This is a genomic window from Streptococcus anginosus (genome assembly GCF_900636475.1).
Taxonomy (GTDB): Bacteria; Bacillota; Bacilli; order Lactobacillales; family Streptococcaceae; genus Streptococcus; species Streptococcus anginosus.
The window spans coordinates 476,446-491,096 of record NZ_LR134283.1 but is presented as its reverse complement, the minus strand read 5'-3'; the positions used below and the strand labels follow the sequence as shown (position 1 = coordinate 491,096).

At 37.9% G+C, this 14,651-nt stretch carries 15 protein-coding genes; 2 read left to right on the top strand and 13 right to left on the bottom strand.

Going from position 1 to position 14,651, the window contains the following annotated elements:
• Positions 1-289: 289 nt before the first annotated feature.
• Together EL079_RS02425 and EL079_RS02420 are read right to left on the bottom strand one after the other, a co-directional pair.
• Entirely contained in the window at positions 290-1,231 is a 942-nt protein-coding gene (locus EL079_RS02425; RefSeq protein WP_003033065.1) for a dihydroorotate dehydrogenase, read from the bottom strand.
• Positions 1,232-1,240: 9 nt separating this feature from the next.
• Complete coding sequence (locus tag EL079_RS02420) at positions 1,241-2,047, bottom strand: dihydroorotate dehydrogenase electron transfer subunit (protein ID WP_022524367.1); 807 nt, start codon at positions 2,045-2,047, stop codon at positions 1,241-1,243.
• A 194-nt stretch (positions 2,048-2,241) separates the two neighbouring features.
• On the opposite strand from EL079_RS02420, the gene EL079_RS02415 reads away from it, so the two are divergent.
• The gene (locus EL079_RS02415) at positions 2,242-3,150 is read left to right on the top strand and encodes a LysR family transcriptional regulator (RefSeq protein WP_004224921.1); all 909 of its coding nucleotides are present in this window, start codon (positions 2,242-2,244) and stop codon (positions 3,148-3,150) included.
• A gap of 235 nt (positions 3,151-3,385) precedes the next feature.
• Here EL079_RS02415 and EL079_RS02410 read toward each other — a convergent pair whose 3' ends face one another.
• The 6 genes from EL079_RS02410 to EL079_RS02390 all read right to left on the bottom strand — a co-directional run bounded on the left by EL079_RS02410 (position 3,386) and on the right by EL079_RS02390 (position 7,411).
• Positions 3,386-3,871: an NAD(P)H-binding protein gene (locus tag EL079_RS02410; RefSeq protein ID WP_004224915.1), complete on the bottom strand. Its 486-nt coding sequence runs from the start codon at positions 3,869-3,871 to the stop codon at positions 3,386-3,388.
• Between the two features lie 15 nt (positions 3,872-3,886).
• Entirely contained in the window at positions 3,887-4,327 is a 441-nt protein-coding gene (locus EL079_RS02405; RefSeq protein WP_004224913.1) for a cupin domain-containing protein, read from the bottom strand.
• Between the two features lie 24 nt (positions 4,328-4,351).
• Positions 4,352-5,095: a carboxymuconolactone decarboxylase family protein gene (locus EL079_RS02400; RefSeq protein WP_004224918.1), complete on the bottom strand. Its 744-nt coding sequence runs from the start codon at positions 5,093-5,095 to the stop codon at positions 4,352-4,354.
• A 94-nt stretch (positions 5,096-5,189) separates the two neighbouring features.
• Positions 5,190-5,870, bottom strand: a complete 681-nt coding sequence (locus EL079_RS02395; protein WP_022524368.1) for a LysR substrate-binding domain-containing protein — start codon at positions 5,868-5,870, stop codon at positions 5,190-5,192.
• Entirely contained in the window at positions 5,864-5,986 is a 123-nt protein-coding gene (locus EL079_RS09775; RefSeq protein ID WP_003033067.1) for a LysR family transcriptional regulator, read from the bottom strand. Before EL079_RS09775 ends, EL079_RS02395 begins: the two co-directional genes overlap by 7 nt.
• Positions 5,987-6,172: 186 nt before the next feature.
• On the bottom strand, positions 6,173-7,411 hold the full coding sequence (locus EL079_RS02390; protein ID WP_004224860.1) for an MFS transporter: 1,239 nt from the start codon (positions 7,409-7,411) through the stop codon (positions 6,173-6,175).
• 367 nt (positions 7,412-7,778) lie between these two features.
• On the opposite strand from EL079_RS02390, the gene EL079_RS09770 reads away from it, so the two are divergent.
• Complete coding sequence (locus EL079_RS09770; protein ID WP_022524369.1) at positions 7,779-8,279, top strand: LysR family transcriptional regulator; 501 nt, start codon at positions 7,779-7,781, stop codon at positions 8,277-8,279.
• 849 nt (positions 8,280-9,128) lie between these two features.
• Here the strand turns inward: EL079_RS09770 and EL079_RS02375 are convergent.
• The 5 genes from EL079_RS02375 to thrB form a co-directional block, all read right to left on the bottom strand.
• Entirely contained in the window at positions 9,129-9,914 is a 786-nt protein-coding gene (locus EL079_RS02375) for an aldo/keto reductase (RefSeq protein WP_223349566.1), read from the bottom strand.
• A 261-nt stretch (positions 9,915-10,175) separates the two neighbouring features.
• On the bottom strand, positions 10,176-11,018 hold the full coding sequence (locus EL079_RS02370) for an alpha/beta hydrolase (protein WP_003036768.1): 843 nt from the start codon (positions 11,016-11,018) through the stop codon (positions 10,176-10,178).
• Complete coding sequence (locus tag EL079_RS02365; RefSeq protein ID WP_022524370.1) at positions 11,011-12,339, bottom strand: PTS sugar transporter subunit IIC; 1,329 nt, start codon at positions 12,337-12,339, stop codon at positions 11,011-11,013. The genes EL079_RS02370 and EL079_RS02365 overlap by 8 nt, the downstream gene beginning before the upstream one ends.
• Positions 12,340-12,495: 156 nt before the next feature.
• Positions 12,496-13,425 (bottom strand): hypothetical protein, encoded by a 930-nt coding sequence (locus EL079_RS02360; RefSeq protein WP_004224878.1) that lies wholly within the window; start codon positions 13,423-13,425, stop codon positions 12,496-12,498.
• Positions 13,426-13,783: 358 nt separating this feature from the next.
• Positions 13,784-14,650, bottom strand: coding sequence for a homoserine kinase (gene thrB / locus EL079_RS02355; protein WP_004224872.1), 867 nt, complete (start codon positions 14,648-14,650; stop codon positions 13,784-13,786).
• Position 14,651 lies beyond the last annotated feature (1 nt).

The following is a 14,651-nucleotide window of genomic DNA, read 5'->3' as shown; positions in this document are numbered from 1 at the left end:
TTTCGCCATTTTTAACCTTTTGACAGAATCTATAGCTCTGCCACCTTTCAATACTGACTATACTACATCAAACGGTGAAGTTGCTTAGTAGCACTAGCTAATCATCAATAGCTCTAAATTTGCCTTATTACGAGCTATAGAAAAACCTTGCCCGAGGCAAGGTTACACGAAAATTGGCAGCAACTGCCATTTTAACCGTATCTTCCTTAGTAGCCTCTCTGGACTTCTTTAAAGGTTTTATTTCAATTATTTTATAATTTACTTTATCTCTTGTCAAGTAAAACATCAATTAAGCAAGAAAATTTTCTCTAACTTCTGCTCGCAGACTTTCCAAACTTTCAATGCCATACTTATCCATAACTTTAGGTAGGTTCTCAATGATATTAGGACACGCATAAGGGTTTGTAAAATTTGCTGTCCCAACACCAATCGCTGATGCTCCCGCAATAAACATTTCAATGGCTGCTTCTGCTGAGTTTACTCCACCCATACCAATGATTGGTAAACTACTAGATTGTGCTACCTGACGAATCAACTTCAAGGCAACTGGAAAAATTGCCGGCCCCGACATGCCACCTGTTCCGTTTGCAATAATCGGCTTTCTGCTCTTTGAATCAAATCGCATTCCAACTAAAGTGTTAATCATGGTTAAACCAGAAACTCCTGCATCTTCAACTGCTTTCGCTATTTGTGTAATATCTGCTACACTAGGTGTCAATTTTACATAGACTGGCACTTCCGACACGTCTACCGCTGCCTTAGCAGCCTGATATGCTAAATCTGGCACCTGACCAATTAGCAAGCCCCCATTACCATGATCAACATTGGGGCAGGAAATATTAAGTTCAATAGCCTTGACGTTTGGAGCTTTAGATATTTTTTCTGCAACAAAAGCATATTCTTCGTTAGAAAATCCCGCAACATTAGCAATAATCGGAAGATTAGGATAATGGTGAGCCAGCCAAGGAAGTTTTTCTGTCAACACCACATCTACCCCAGGGTTTTGTAGTCCAATAGCATTGAGCATACCAGCTGGTGTTTCTGCCACTCGTGGCGTCGGATTGCCAAAACGAGGGTACTGCGTGGTCGCCTTAATCATTATGGAGCCAAGTACATTGAGATCATAATATTTGGCATATTCCTGACCAAAACCAAAACACCCCGAAGCTGGAATAATTGGATTTTTCAGTTCCAAACCAGGAAGAGAAATTGCTAAACGACTGTTAGACATATCAACCTCCTACATCACGATTGTACCAGTCTCAAAAACTGGACCGTCTTCACAGACACGCTTATTGACTGATTGATCCTCACCAGCCACATGAAGTACGCAAGCATAGCAAGCCCCCATTCCACAAGCCATTCGTGACTCCATAGAAATGTAAGCTCGTGGATGACTACGAAATGTTTCATCAACATATTTGAGCATACCAGGGGCACCGCAAGCATAAACCGCAGTAAAACTTTCTGGCAACTCATTCACAACAGAGGAAACATAGCCTTTGCGACCATAAGAGCCGTCATCTGTTGTTACGATGACACGACCGTATTTTTTCATCTCTTCTTCCAAAATAACGGCGGCTTTTGTTGCAAATCCAAGAACTGAAGTGATCTTGACCCCTTTGCTATGTAATTCTTTTGCTACCTGCAGCAAGGGCGGAACACCAATACCGCCTCCTATGATTAAGGCTGTATCTTCAATGTCCAAACCAGATAAATCAAACCCATTTCCTTGAGGACCCATGACATCCAACTGAAAACCCTTCTGCAATTTAGAAAAAATTTCTGTGCCTGCCCCTTCTATCCTGTAAATAATCCGACAAATTTTTCTCTCTTTATCAATCTCTGAAATTGAAATAGGTCGCCGTAGAAGCTTTGTATCATCTGGGACTCGAATATGTAGAAACTGCCCAGCCTTCATCTGGCTAACCATTTCCCCTTGTAAATCCATAGCAAAAATTCGCGGAGCAATTTCCTCTTGATGCACAATGTTCATCTTCTCCAACATGATTTTTCCAAATCTTTTCTTACACGAACTACTTACCATTTCTACCTCATTTCTTTACCAAAAAAGACCTCGCATACACACGCAAGGTCTCACGAAAATAGAGAGCAGACTTGTTCCCACTCTTCCTTCACCTGAAACCTTGGAAGCCTCGCTGGACTTTCTTAAAGGTTAAATTTAACATATTTTACAACTTAACAAGTGTTTTGTCAATGCTAATGTGATAAAATAGGCTTATGAGAATTCAGCAATTACATTATATTATCAAAATCGTCGAAACGGGCAGTATGAACGAAGCTGCCAAACAATTATTCATCACCCAGCCAAGTCTGTCTAATGCTGTGCGTGATTTGGAAAATGAAATGGGTATTGAGATTTTCATCCGCAATCCCAAGGGCATTACCTTGACTAAGGACGGCATGGAATTTCTTTCCTATGCTCGTCAGGTAGTAGAGCAAACCCAGCTGCTGGAAGAACGTTATAAAAATCCCGTTGCTAACCGAGAACTTTTCAGCGTTTCCTCACAACACTACGCCTTTGTGGTCAATGCTTTCGTATCTCTGCTCAAAAAGAGTGACATGGAAAAGTACGAGCTCTTCCTGCGGGAAACCCGAACTTGGGAAATCATTGATGACGTCAAAAATTTCCGTAGTGAAATTGGTGTTCTATTTCTCAACAGCTACAACCGCGATGTCCTCTCCAAAATGCTAGATGACAATCACTTGATTGCCACTCATCTCTTTACCGCACAGCCCCATATCTTTGTCAGCAAGAGCAATCCTCTAGCAAAGAAAAAACTGGTGCAATTAGCTGATCTAGAAGATTTTCCTTATCTGAGCTATGACCAAGGCACCCACAATTCCTTTTACTTTTCAGAAGAAATCCTATCCCAAGAACACCATAAAAAATCCATCGTTGTCAGTGACCGAGCAACCCTTTTCAATCTTTTAATCGGTCTTGACGGTTACACTATCGCAACTGGTATTCTCAACAGCAATCTCAACGGTGACAATATTGTTTCCATTCCGCTAGATATTGATGACCCTATTGAGCTAGTTTATATCAAACACGAAAAAGCTAGCTTGTCTAAAATGGGGGATAAATTCATTGAGTACCTGTTAGAAGAAGTTCAATTTGATAAGTAAATCATAATCATCTGTTCCACTCTTATATGTGATAAACAATGAAATTTTTATGCTATATTTTCTCCTGTCGCTTTACAATAGGCTTGAACACCTTTATTGTATCGCGTTGGGAGTTTTTCTAGCATTTTCATTTCTCTGTGTAGCGATAAACTGTTATCCTATCATTTAAAATGGAATAAAATCATGCAATTAAAAATAGCACAAACTTTCTTACCATAGGTTTATGCTATTTTCTTTAATACATAGGTCTATCGCCGTCTGTTCTTGGCTTTGAAATGCCTAGACTAGCATAACTGTGTAAAGACGGTTCTTTTATGATACGAACAATCAAATCCGCAATACTTACTCTTGAAATGATTGTTCCCTTGTAAAACTCCCCTTTTTCTGTTAATTCTCCCACCTTAGCAAAATCATTGTTAGACAAATAAGTCAAACGAGAAACTTGATTTTCTTCCATTGCTTTAACAATATTTGCTACCATAGGCTCAAACTGTCCACCGAGATTGGCGTAGACAATATCTTGACCTTTCATGGCTCTTGTCAAGGCTGCAAAATCATTGACATCCCCTTCAAGAACATCCACTCGCTCACTTTCAAGTGACTGTAAACGAGCACTTTTTCGCAAATAAAGCGTCAAATGTACATCTGTTTCCTGTAATAATCTTGGAATCACCAAACGAGCAATTTGCCCATTGGCTCCTAAAATAAGAACTTTTTTCATGCTAACAGTAACTTTCTAATCTTTTAATTGATTATATTCCTCGTCTGAAACGGCTTCACACCATTCATTTGACAAATCTTCCCCATGAACACCAAGCGCTATATGACTGAACCAAGAATCTTTTTTCGCACCATGCCAATGTTTTACATTAGCTGGAATAACAACCACAGAGCCTTCAGATAAACTAACGGCTTCTTTTCCTTCTTCTTGGTACCAACCTTCACCAGCCGTACAAATCAAAATTTGTCCACCACCCTTGCTAGCATGGTGAATATGCCAATTATTTCGACAGCCAGGCTCAAAAGTAACATTATGAAGAGCGATTACACCATCTTTTGTTGCACCGAGGGCATTTAGATACGATTGACCGATAAAGTATTGAGCATAAGCATCATTTGATGCACCAAGTCCGAAATGATTTGCCTTATCAAAGGCTTCTTTTGTTTGATATTTCATTTTTCTACTTCCTTTGTGATAAATTTACTGTTGTGCATTTGCAACTTCGTTGATACAACTAAGCGCATTGAGAGTACGCGGATAACCGATATAAGGGATACAGGCAAAGATGACTGCAATTAACAACGTTTTATCATTTCCCAAGCAAAGATTGGCTGCAATATGTCCCTTCAACTGCGGTTCACAGCCCCCTTGAGAATAAAGATAACAGAATGTCAATAATTCACGCTCAGCATAATCAAGGCTAGAGCGAGTATAGTAATCACCGAAACAATTATCGACTAACCATTTGTTGATATGGCGTACATCCGGCTCTCCCTTTGTCGCAAAACCCTTCATCTGGTCGCCAAAAATTGCAATCTGAGCTTCTTCACCAGCTTCTAAGCGAGTTTGATTTTTCGTATTTTTTTGACTAGCCAAAGGAAGAGAAGTTCCTTGATTGGTAAAAATCGTATTCGTAGGTGCGAAAAAGGCATAAACCCGACTAAGACCTAGATAAGCAACCGCTTGATACAGCAATTCTTTGACTTCCACGGCTTTCACCCCATTGTCCAAAGCAACGGGAAGAATCTCTTTATAGGCTTCAAGCCCTTGACTGCCAACTAAAACAGCTAAAGTGGCTAAGTAATATCTTCTTTCATCTAATGAGAAGGGGAGGTCTTTCGGCACTTCCTGAAAAGCGAATTGCTTAAAAAGTGCAACAAATTCTGGATCCGTTTCAGATAAGCCTAGCAAATCCGGAAAAGAGACTTTATTATCAATATCCATGATATTTCCTCACTTTCTTCTTTACATTTCTTATTGTACGGCTTTGCTTTTGACAAATCAATTTGAATTACAAGAAAAATCAGATAAGAAAAACTTATCTGAAATAACGTTTAGCAATTTCTAAAAAATCTTCTGTGTAAGGATGAGCATGCTCCAAATGATAAAAAAGAAAATAGTCTCGCTCTATCGGTTGCTGATTCTGCAAAAGAGGAAATTCGCAATATTCGCAATAAAGGTTTGAAGTTGCCTTAGTAGTCATTTTTTCAAAAGTAAAATAAGCAGTAGAAACCATGAGTTGCAATGCTGCTTCTTCTGGAGAATAAGCAAAATTAAATTCCGACTGAAAACCAAGATTGTCACGATAATAATCAGATTCTATCTTTTCCTGTCCTTTCACAGCTAATAACAAAGCTGGATAGACCTGCAAGTCTTTCATCTGAACAGATTTTGATTGGGATAAAGGATGAGTATGTCCAACTCTGATATAAAGCGGGAAAGAAGTTAAGCAAATATTCGCATAATTGCCAGAAAATGCTTTTCGCTGGTCGCTAATGGTCATATCCAACTTTTGCTGGCGCAGTGCCGTGCCAATCTCTTCATGACTTCCTACCATGATCTCCAACTGAACACTTGGAAAACGCTCTTTGAATTCAGCTAAAATCTGGGGCAGTACGCTTTCTGTCATTCCCCACAATAGACCTATCCGCATGGAAACTGGCTGTGTTCCTGTCAAAACTTGTGTATCAGCTACCAAGCCATTATAATCTTCTAGCAACCGTTGACTTTTTTGATAAAAAATTTCTCAGCTCTCGTTAAATGAAATCCGCGATTCTTGCGCTCAAAAAGGGTCACACCAAGTTCCTCTTCTAATGATTTCATCTGCTGGGACATGGCTGATTGCGAAATAAAATTTTCTTCTGCTGCTTCTGTAAAACTCCTGTACGAACAATATCCTGAAAATACGACAGCTGTTTAAAATTCATCCCATTTCCTCCTATACTTGCCTGATTTCATTATATCATGAAATGCAAAAAGCCTGTCATTCAAATGAACAGACTTTCATTAAAACTTGGTATATTACGCTTCTTTTACGACTAATTCTTCTCCTAATTGTGAGTAACGTTCTGCTTTTAAGTTCCTAATCGTCCACAAGGCAGCAAAGCTAATCAAATAAAGGCTTGCTAGGAAAATCATTACCATTGAGACACTTGAAACATCTAAAATTTTCCCAATAATTACAGATGAGAAGCCTCCAATTGCTCGTCCGACATTTAAGATGACATTATTAGCCGTGGAGCGAATGTGAGCTGGATACAATCTCGTAATCATCGCGCCATAACCCGCAAACATTCCATTTACAAAGAAACCAACAATCGCACCACCGACAATCATGGCTGGCATTGAATTGGCGAATTGGAAGAGGTAAACACACATAGAAGAAGCTAAAAGAAAGATTGAATAAACAAATCTTGGTCCCCATTTATCAAGGATTTGACCGAAAGTGAGCATTCCCAGACACATTCCCAAAATCGTTGAGACCATCCAAAGTGAGGAATCTTTTACAGAAATATGCAGGCTTGTTTGGATAATGGTTGGAAGCCAGTTCATCATCCCAAAATACCCAGCAATTTGTACCGTCGTCATGACCATTAGTGCTACCGTCTGAGCTGTTAGAGCTGGTGTTTTAAACAATTCGCTCATTTTAACAGACTGGCGCCCTTCTGCTTTTAATGTCACATTGCCATTATCTCGGATATGATCATCATCAATCGCTAACATCATCCACAAAACCAAGGCAATAGGCGCAAGTCCAAAGAGGAAAAGGCCTTTCCAGCCAAGTGCCGGCGCTAACCAACCTGCTAAAAGTGCTGAAGTAATAGAACCAACTTGCCCTGCAATTCCGTTCAGAGATGAAATACGTCCCATTTTTCCAACAGGAACAATTCCTGCCATAATCGCAATGGCAACTCCATACTCTCCGCCAACACCTATCCCAGCAATGAAACGCATGAGATAGAGATAATAAATATTTTGTGTAAAGTAAATCAGTCCTGTCGCCAATGAAAAAATAACAATCGTCCATTTAAAGACTTTGAACTTGTGATAACGGTCAGCCAGTATGCCAAAGAGCAAACCACCAACCAACATTCCTAGATTGGTAATCGTCGCAATCCAGCCCCCTTGGGCTCCTGTAACGCCCAATTCTGAAATGATAGACGACATCGAAAAAGCTAAGAACATGACATTTAAGTCGTCTGTTCCTGATGCAACAATCGCAGCAACTAATGCTCGCTTATTATTTTTGTCTAAAGACATGCACATTCTCCTTAATCGTAGCTCACAGACTACATTTATTAATTGAATACAGCCCTAAAAATCAAAAAGCTCAGGAAGTCCTGAGCCAAAAGTTTACAGTAAAATAGTAGATTAGCATACTAATCCATTTTAACGATTACTTTTATGCCTCACGGGACATGATTAAAGTTGTATTAATTGTATTAAGTATAAGATAGATAAATAGATTTGTCAAGAGCTTTTAAAAAATAGTTTTGAACGACTTGTGCTGCTCTCTGCTCTCATTTTACAAGATAAATGAAAAATTGTACAATAACGATAGATGATACTGGTATTCATTTTACCTATAGTCAAAGCTGTCCAACTCATTGATCAAAAAGGAGACATCATGCTGAATTTACAACACTTGGAGCAACTCATTGTTTTCTCACAGGAGGGAACCTTGTCTAAAGCAGCCGAAGTCCTACTCATCTCTCAGCCATCCTTAACTCGAAATATGCAAATGCTGGAAGATGAATTGGGAGTTATTTTTTTTGAGCGAAGAAAAAATAAATTAGGTTTCACGGAAACCGGTCATCAAACAGTTAAACTAACCAAAAAATTTCTGAAACAAAAACAAAAGTTTCTCGATGATGTACAACATTTTGCATTAAAAGAAAATACTATTTTTGGTGGTGTTAATGCACCGGAAGCCATCTTTGAACTGGAAAGTCGTATAAAAAAAGGCTTGGAGCAACACATTCAAATTGAGCAAAAGACGAATGACGAATTGGAAAAAGCTCTGGATGACGAAAACGTTCACTTCATTGTAACGGACTATCCTATCAAAAAGAGCATATTCTTTCCATGGAGCTTTTCATGGAGCAACTTTACTTATCCGTTCCTTTGACTCACCCGTATGCCACACGAAAAGAGATAAAACTTGCAGAATTGCTAATTTGACTATGCTGCTGCGCTCGAATCTAGGCATTTAGCAGCCATTAGTCAATCAACTGACGCAAACAAAGTTTATTGTTCAAAAAGATCGGGCAGCCTTTGTTGATTTAGTAAATGCTTCTGCATTACCAACTTTTTCTACCAATATTACTCAACAAAACACTGAAGAATCCACTGTGAATAGCCAACGTATCCAGATTCCTATCTCGGACAAAGAAGCTACCAAGACTTTCTACATTTCCGTTTCGAAGAAGAACAAAGCTATTTTACAGGAGTTGGTGAAAACTAAATAGTCCATACTCATGAAAAAAACAAGATATATTCACTATAAAATAAGATTATTAATCAACTCAATATCGTTCTAATATTAAAACTGAATAAGATGAAAAAGCCCAACTCAATCAAAATAAAAAGTTAGGCTTTTTCTTGGTACTATTGTTACTATTGTATTGTAAAATAAGATGATTGGTTAAAATACTTGCCCTTTATATACAGACCTATCACCAAAATATTTTCTAATAGAAATATCACAAATACGATTAATTTAACATATTTGTTTGGAAATAACAATGCAATAATTGGTAAGATAAAATAGCTAGCAAGAACAAATAGACTAAATTTTGGAGTTAACATTAGATAACCTTTCAAAAATTATAATAAAGCATTCTTTACATCCGATTACTTACATATATAATAATCTTTTTCAAACGAAAATCAAGTAATTATACCCAATTGTTATTAAAATATTATCTGAATAAAAAGTAACATAGTTATTTTCTGAAATCAAACGAAAATCCTGTTCTCATTTTCTCCCCAGAAATCCTAAAAAGAGATCTACTGTGCTGGCTTCTTGATGATTAAAGAAAAGGCTGGTTTGGGTGTCCATACTTGCAATCTTTGTCATATCTTCTGCACTGAGTTCAAAGTCAAAAACATCAATATTTTCCTTCATTCGCTCAAAACGTGAAGACTTAGTCAAGCAAACAATTCCCCGTTGAACTTGCCAGCGAACCATGACTTGTGCAGTGGATTTACCATGTTTATCAGCAATACTTTTGAGAATTGGATTGTTGAAAATGTCACCACGACCTTCTGCAAAAGTAGCCCAAGATTCAATTTGTACCTTATTTTTTATCATATTTTCTTGTGCGAATATCTGTTGATTCAGTGGGTGAGTTTCCACTTGATTGACTTGTGGTGTAATCTCATTGAAAGCTACAATGTCGCTGAGACAATCTGGATAAAAATTAGACACACCAATCGCTCGAAGTTTTCCTTCTTTGTAAAGTTTTTCCAAAGCACGGTAGGTACCATAATAGTCACCAAAAGGTTGGTGGAGCAACATAAGATCCAGATAATCTAACTCCATTCTGCCAAGAGATTCTAAAACCGAGGCATAAGCCTTGTCGTATCCATAGTTGGATAACCAGACTTTACTAGTGATGAAAAACTCTTTGCGGTCAATCCCAGACTCTCGAATCGCCTCGCCTACTTCCTTTTCATTGGCATAGGCTTGAGCAGTATCAAAATGACGATAACCTGCCTTGATAGCATTTAGCACAGCACTCTTGGTATCTTTGGGAGCAATTTAGTACACTTCAAAACCTAAAATTGGAATTTCGACACCGTTGTTTAAGATTATATTTTGCATGTGATTTCCTCTTTTCGCAATTTTTATCATAAGTATAACGCTCTTTTCAGAAAAAGTACAATAGCAAAATTGCAGAGTGGTATGCAAAAAATGAATAGCAATTATCGTCCGATTCATAATTTATAACAACAAAAAGAGGAGATTAGGATAGATGACCATGATTGTGTCAGCAGCCCTAGGCGTCTGTCCTACTCCTTCTCAATTTCTTTGATTTCGCTGGTTTTGTCTATCTACAAGGCGCTCTTGAACTAAGAAGACAACCTCATCATTGGTTGGCAAGTCCGAGTGCTGGGCATCCGCACCTGTGACTGTGGTTTCAGTATAGTGCGCCGCTTGTCCTTGATAAATATATTTCCCTGCACTCACGCTCGTATCTGGTACCAATTCGTCTGAATCATAAGTAATGGTTCCTGCAACAGAATACATAGCTAAAGTGGTCGGAATATTTTCACGATTTTTAATGAAATCAGCTAACATCTCAGTTTTATTGTTGATATTGGTTTCAGTAAAGTTATAAGGCGTCCCGATTGTCATCAACTTCTTCAATTCCACATCATAGCTGCCGAGGTAATTTTCAATAAAAGCTGTGTAAATTAAACCACCGTTTGAGTGACCCAAGCCCTTAAAATTATTGAAATTGTATTTTCCTTGGAGATTTTCAAAGGCAGTGTCAACCATTTTGGCTTGTTTTTTGATGTTACTATAGCCATCTTTATTATTTTCAAAACCAATCACAATAATTGGCTCATTATCATTCGCTGCGATAGATCCGCTATATGTAATTCGTCCGTCATTCCAGACCTTAACTTTGAGCAAGCTATGCTTCACGCCGCGACGTCTTTGATTGAGCTTTTGAACCAAGCCATCAAAGCGGTTTTCCGTAGCAGAACTACCTGGTATCATAATGATTGGCGACATCCGAGCATTATAAAATTTAGCAATTTGATCAATATTTTTTCTCGTCCAACTATAAGAGGGAACTGCTAGTCCTATCAAAAAAATTAGAACAATTAGTAGCACTATTTTTACCTTTTTAGTCATGTTCGCCTCCTTTCTGATCCATTTGTCTGAGTTCCTCATGAATCCGGTCATTAAATCTCACAAAGGGGATATAAAGGAGAACATCAATAATAAAAATGAAAATTCCTACTGCTAATGCTCGCAAACTTCCACCTGTCCCAATAAAAGCATAGAGTACACTTGGCGTTCCGCTAGGAACTGGATAAACAGCCGGAGGCATTATTCTAAAATATAGAAAAATACTAGCTACAAAGACATTCAGCATGGGTACGAGGATAAAAGGGATTAAAAATAGAAAGTTGAAAAATATAGGAATCCCAACCATAAAGGCTACACCATGGTTGAAAAGTGAAGGAAAAATACTTTTCAAACTCACATCTCGGTCTTTGTCACTTCGAGATTTCCAGAGAATAGCTACGAGAAGAGCTAAAACTCCGCCCAGACCTGAAAACGTTCCATAAGCATCATACAGATTGGTCGTTGAAAAGAGATAAGGTACCCCTGTTGTAGTATGATGTTTCAAAGCATAATTGAGATTATCCAAGGCAGAGGAGTCATTGACAAACGGCAGGTCATTAAATGAATTACTATTTCCAATCCAAGCACTAAAAGTCCGTAAGGCAGTATTCATTTCAATGACAAAGATATTGTTTCTATTGACAATTAAGCCTGACAAAAAATTTGCAATTGTTGAAAAAACATTGTGTCGATTGCCCAGATTAATGAGAAAACTAACCAAGACAGCCAGAGCAAACGAGCAAAAGATAGGGCGCAACGTTTTAGGGTAATAAATAAAATGCTCATCTACAATGTGGTCATCATTCGGACTTGAAAATCGAAAAATTTGTCCCACCACATAACCAATCAATATCGCAACAATTAGATTGATATTGACAGGAAGATTGATTTTCGTCAAAGCGCCGTCATTTAAAACCACCGAAAATAATTCGCGCGAATTAACTAATAAGCTAAAAATAAAGGCTGTAATCCCAGCTGTCCCCGTACTACGACCATAATAACCAGCTGTGTATTTTGCACTAAAATAAGTCGCTAATGGTCCTGCCAATCCCCCTATCAGATAGGTGAAATTTGTCGTGACTAAGCTAATAGTTGAAAAATGAGGAAACCAAGAGCGAACGCTGAATAGGTTGTTAATATAACCATTTACTGAAAAAACCGACTCTGACAAAACCATTGTTGTCGTTGTTAGCAAGAAAAAAGGAAAGAGCGATACCAATGTTTCTTGTGTAATTTTAATGAAACTCATTTGCCGAAAGGCAATCATTTTTTTTATTAAGTATTGATCTATACGACTTTTTCTGGTTAATTTATTGAACATCATAGCTTGATTGTAGCATAGTTGAGACGACAATTCAATTAGACTAAGTAAAAATAACATGCTAAATATTTTGATGAATAACCATAGCAAATATTCAATAGTTTGTAAGTTAAATCTAAAAAAGCTCAGATGAAAATCCAAGCCTTAAAATATTTAAACTTACCCTAATTTTCTTGTAAGATATTTCTGTGATTGTGCGGAAAGAGCACTGATAATCGTTCCCACAGCCCCAGCACCTGTGAACAATAATAGCAAACCAAGATTTGTCCAATAAGAAATATGTACTTCATTGCCATTTAAGATATAATTTGTCAGATAAGTAAAAGCGGTAAAAACATCTGCTCTTTCTGCTTTTGCAAGCTGAATTGCATAGTCAAATTGGTGCGCAACCAACATCATGATAAGCATAAAAACAACACTAATCGCGATACCAACTTTAGACAACTTTTTACCTAACAATTCGTACCCTTTTACTGTACAAACTCCCATGACAATTCCTGAGACAACAGCTACATAACCAAGTTGAGCAATCACTAAGATAACAATTCCCCCTATCAAGCTTCCCAGAAATGCCCCTACTGTACCTGCTAAGATACTTTCTTTTTGATGATCATAAGCTTGATTGGCGATAGACAAATCCGAACTTAATTCCTGAAAGGCTTCTGGTGAAAGAAGCAACAAATTTCCTCCTACCTGATAAACATCCACTTGCCCTGCTTTTCCGGTCTGCTCGCAAACATTCGTCAGATTTCTTTCTTTCAAGAACGCGATAATGTCTTGTAATCCCTGACGAATATGCTCACGTGTTTTTCCTTTGGTCATACCTACTTTAATATCAAAGCTTGATTTATACAAATTAACTTGATAGGTTTTCAATGCCTTAGAAAATTTCGTCAACTCTTTAAATTCTTCCAAAGAAGGCAACGCTTCGCCATTTTTTACCGAACAACAAATACGGTATTGATTTTTTTGATTCATTTGTTCAATATAGAAAGTATAACCATCTTTTTGACCAAAAATAACAGATGAAGTCTCATCAAATTGCAACCCTAACTCATCCGCAAGTGCCTGCAAATCAAGTTTATTCATAGCCGGACTCCTTTATATATTCTTTATTTATTATAGCATACATTTGAATAAATAGACAAGAGGGAATTTTTTGTAAGAATATTAAAAGAGGTTAGGACAAAAATTCCCAACCTAAAAGCATACTATGTAATAAATCAACGATGCAGCGACTGATTGCTCAAAGTACTGCCTTGAGGTGGCAGATAGAGCTTTCCAAGCGGTTCACTTTTTCAAGCTCGGAATGACACTTTTAGCGAAAACTTCGTTTTCCTTATCTGCCACCTCAATAGGTGCTCAGACTATTGAGCAACCTTGTGAGGGTAAGATTACGAACTAAATTTTTATTTCATTTAGTTCTGTTCCACCCTCTTCACTCTTCTCATTTTTCTACTCGAACGCCTCGGCAATCAACCTGAAGCTCAAAAACTTGTCCTTTAAATTGTTGCTCTTCTATTTTCTCTTTTATCATATTCGACTGGTCTTTTGGTGCTAGAACCATCACAGTAGGTCCTGCTCCTGATAGATAAGTCGCATACGCACCGTTTTTCTTTGCCAACATCTTAATTTTTGGAAATTCCTTAATCAAACCTTGGCGAAAATGCTCATGAAAACGGTCGGACTCAATAGCACGCCCCGCTGTTACCATATCGCCCTTCATTAAAGCGGCAATAGCCACATTCGCTACAGAGCTTGCAGTGACAGCTTCACGATAAGATAAACCTTTTGGAAGAACGCCACGGCTGTCTTTAGTACGCAATTCATAATTTGGAACATAGGCAATAAAGCTTACTTCTGGAAATTCCGTCACTACAGTTGAAACTTTCTCGTTTAAATAACTAGAAATCGTCAAATTACCATAAATAGCAGGTGCTACATTATCTGGATGTCCTTCAATTTTCGTCGCAAGATTCAATTTTTCAGCATTTGACAACTGCAAATTTGCCAATTGATTTGCAAGTTCAATTCCTGCAACAATAACGGAACTAGAAGAACCCAGACCACGCGCTAAAGGAATATCACTTGTCATTTTTAAATGATGAGGTTGAATAGCTGGAGCAATTCTGCGCGCCACTTTAATCAATAAATTGCGTTCATTTGAAGGAATACGCCGCTCCAAATCATGCTCAATTAGCCAACGGTCGCTTTCTCCCAAAACTTCAATGGTTAGATATTTACTGACAGCTACACCAACCGAGTCAAATCCTGGACCAATATTCGCGCTCGTTGCAGGTACAATAATTTTCATT

What these genes read in the sequence shown, in the direction of transcription:
- EL079_RS09775 (WP_003033067.1), bottom strand. Translation starts at nt 5,986, where the DNA reads ATGTCCCAGCAGATGAAATCATTAGAAGAGGAACTTGGTGTGACCCTT.
- thrB (WP_004224872.1), bottom strand. Translation starts at nt 14,650, where the DNA reads ATGAAAATTATTGTACCTGCAACGAGCGCGAATATTGGTCCAGGATTT.
- EL079_RS09770 (WP_022524369.1), top strand. Translation starts at nt 7,779, where the DNA reads ATGCTGAATTTACAACACTTGGAGCAACTCATTGTTTTCTCACAGGAG.
- EL079_RS02370 (WP_003036768.1), bottom strand. Translation starts at nt 11,018, where the DNA reads ATGACTAAAAAGGTAAAAATAGTGCTACTAATTGTTCTAATTTTTTTG.
- EL079_RS02400 (WP_004224918.1), bottom strand. Translation starts at nt 5,095, where the DNA reads ATGGATATTGATAATAAAGTCTCTTTTCCGGATTTGCTAGGCTTATCT.
- EL079_RS02425 (WP_003033065.1), bottom strand. Translation starts at nt 1,231, where the DNA reads ATGTCTAACAGTCGTTTAGCAATTTCTCTTCCTGGTTTGGAACTGAAA.
- EL079_RS02360 (WP_004224878.1), bottom strand. Translation starts at nt 13,425, where the DNA reads ATGAATAAACTTGATTTGCAGGCACTTGCGGATGAGTTAGGGTTGCAA.
- EL079_RS02420 (WP_022524367.1), bottom strand. Translation starts at nt 2,047, where the DNA reads ATGGTAAGTAGTTCGTGTAAGAAAAGATTTGGAAAAATCATGTTGGAG.
- EL079_RS02405 (WP_004224913.1), bottom strand. Translation starts at nt 4,327, where the DNA reads ATGAAATATCAAACAAAAGAAGCCTTTGATAAGGCAAATCATTTCGGA.
- EL079_RS02365 (WP_022524370.1), bottom strand. Translation starts at nt 12,339, where the DNA reads ATGATGTTCAATAAATTAACCAGAAAAAGTCGTATAGATCAATACTTA.
- EL079_RS02390 (WP_004224860.1), bottom strand. Translation starts at nt 7,411, where the DNA reads ATGTCTTTAGACAAAAATAATAAGCGAGCATTAGTTGCTGCGATTGTT.
- EL079_RS02415 (WP_004224921.1), top strand. Translation starts at nt 2,242, where the DNA reads ATGAGAATTCAGCAATTACATTATATTATCAAAATCGTCGAAACGGGC.
- EL079_RS02410 (WP_004224915.1), bottom strand. Translation starts at nt 3,871, where the DNA reads ATGAAAAAAGTTCTTATTTTAGGAGCCAATGGGCAAATTGCTCGTTTG.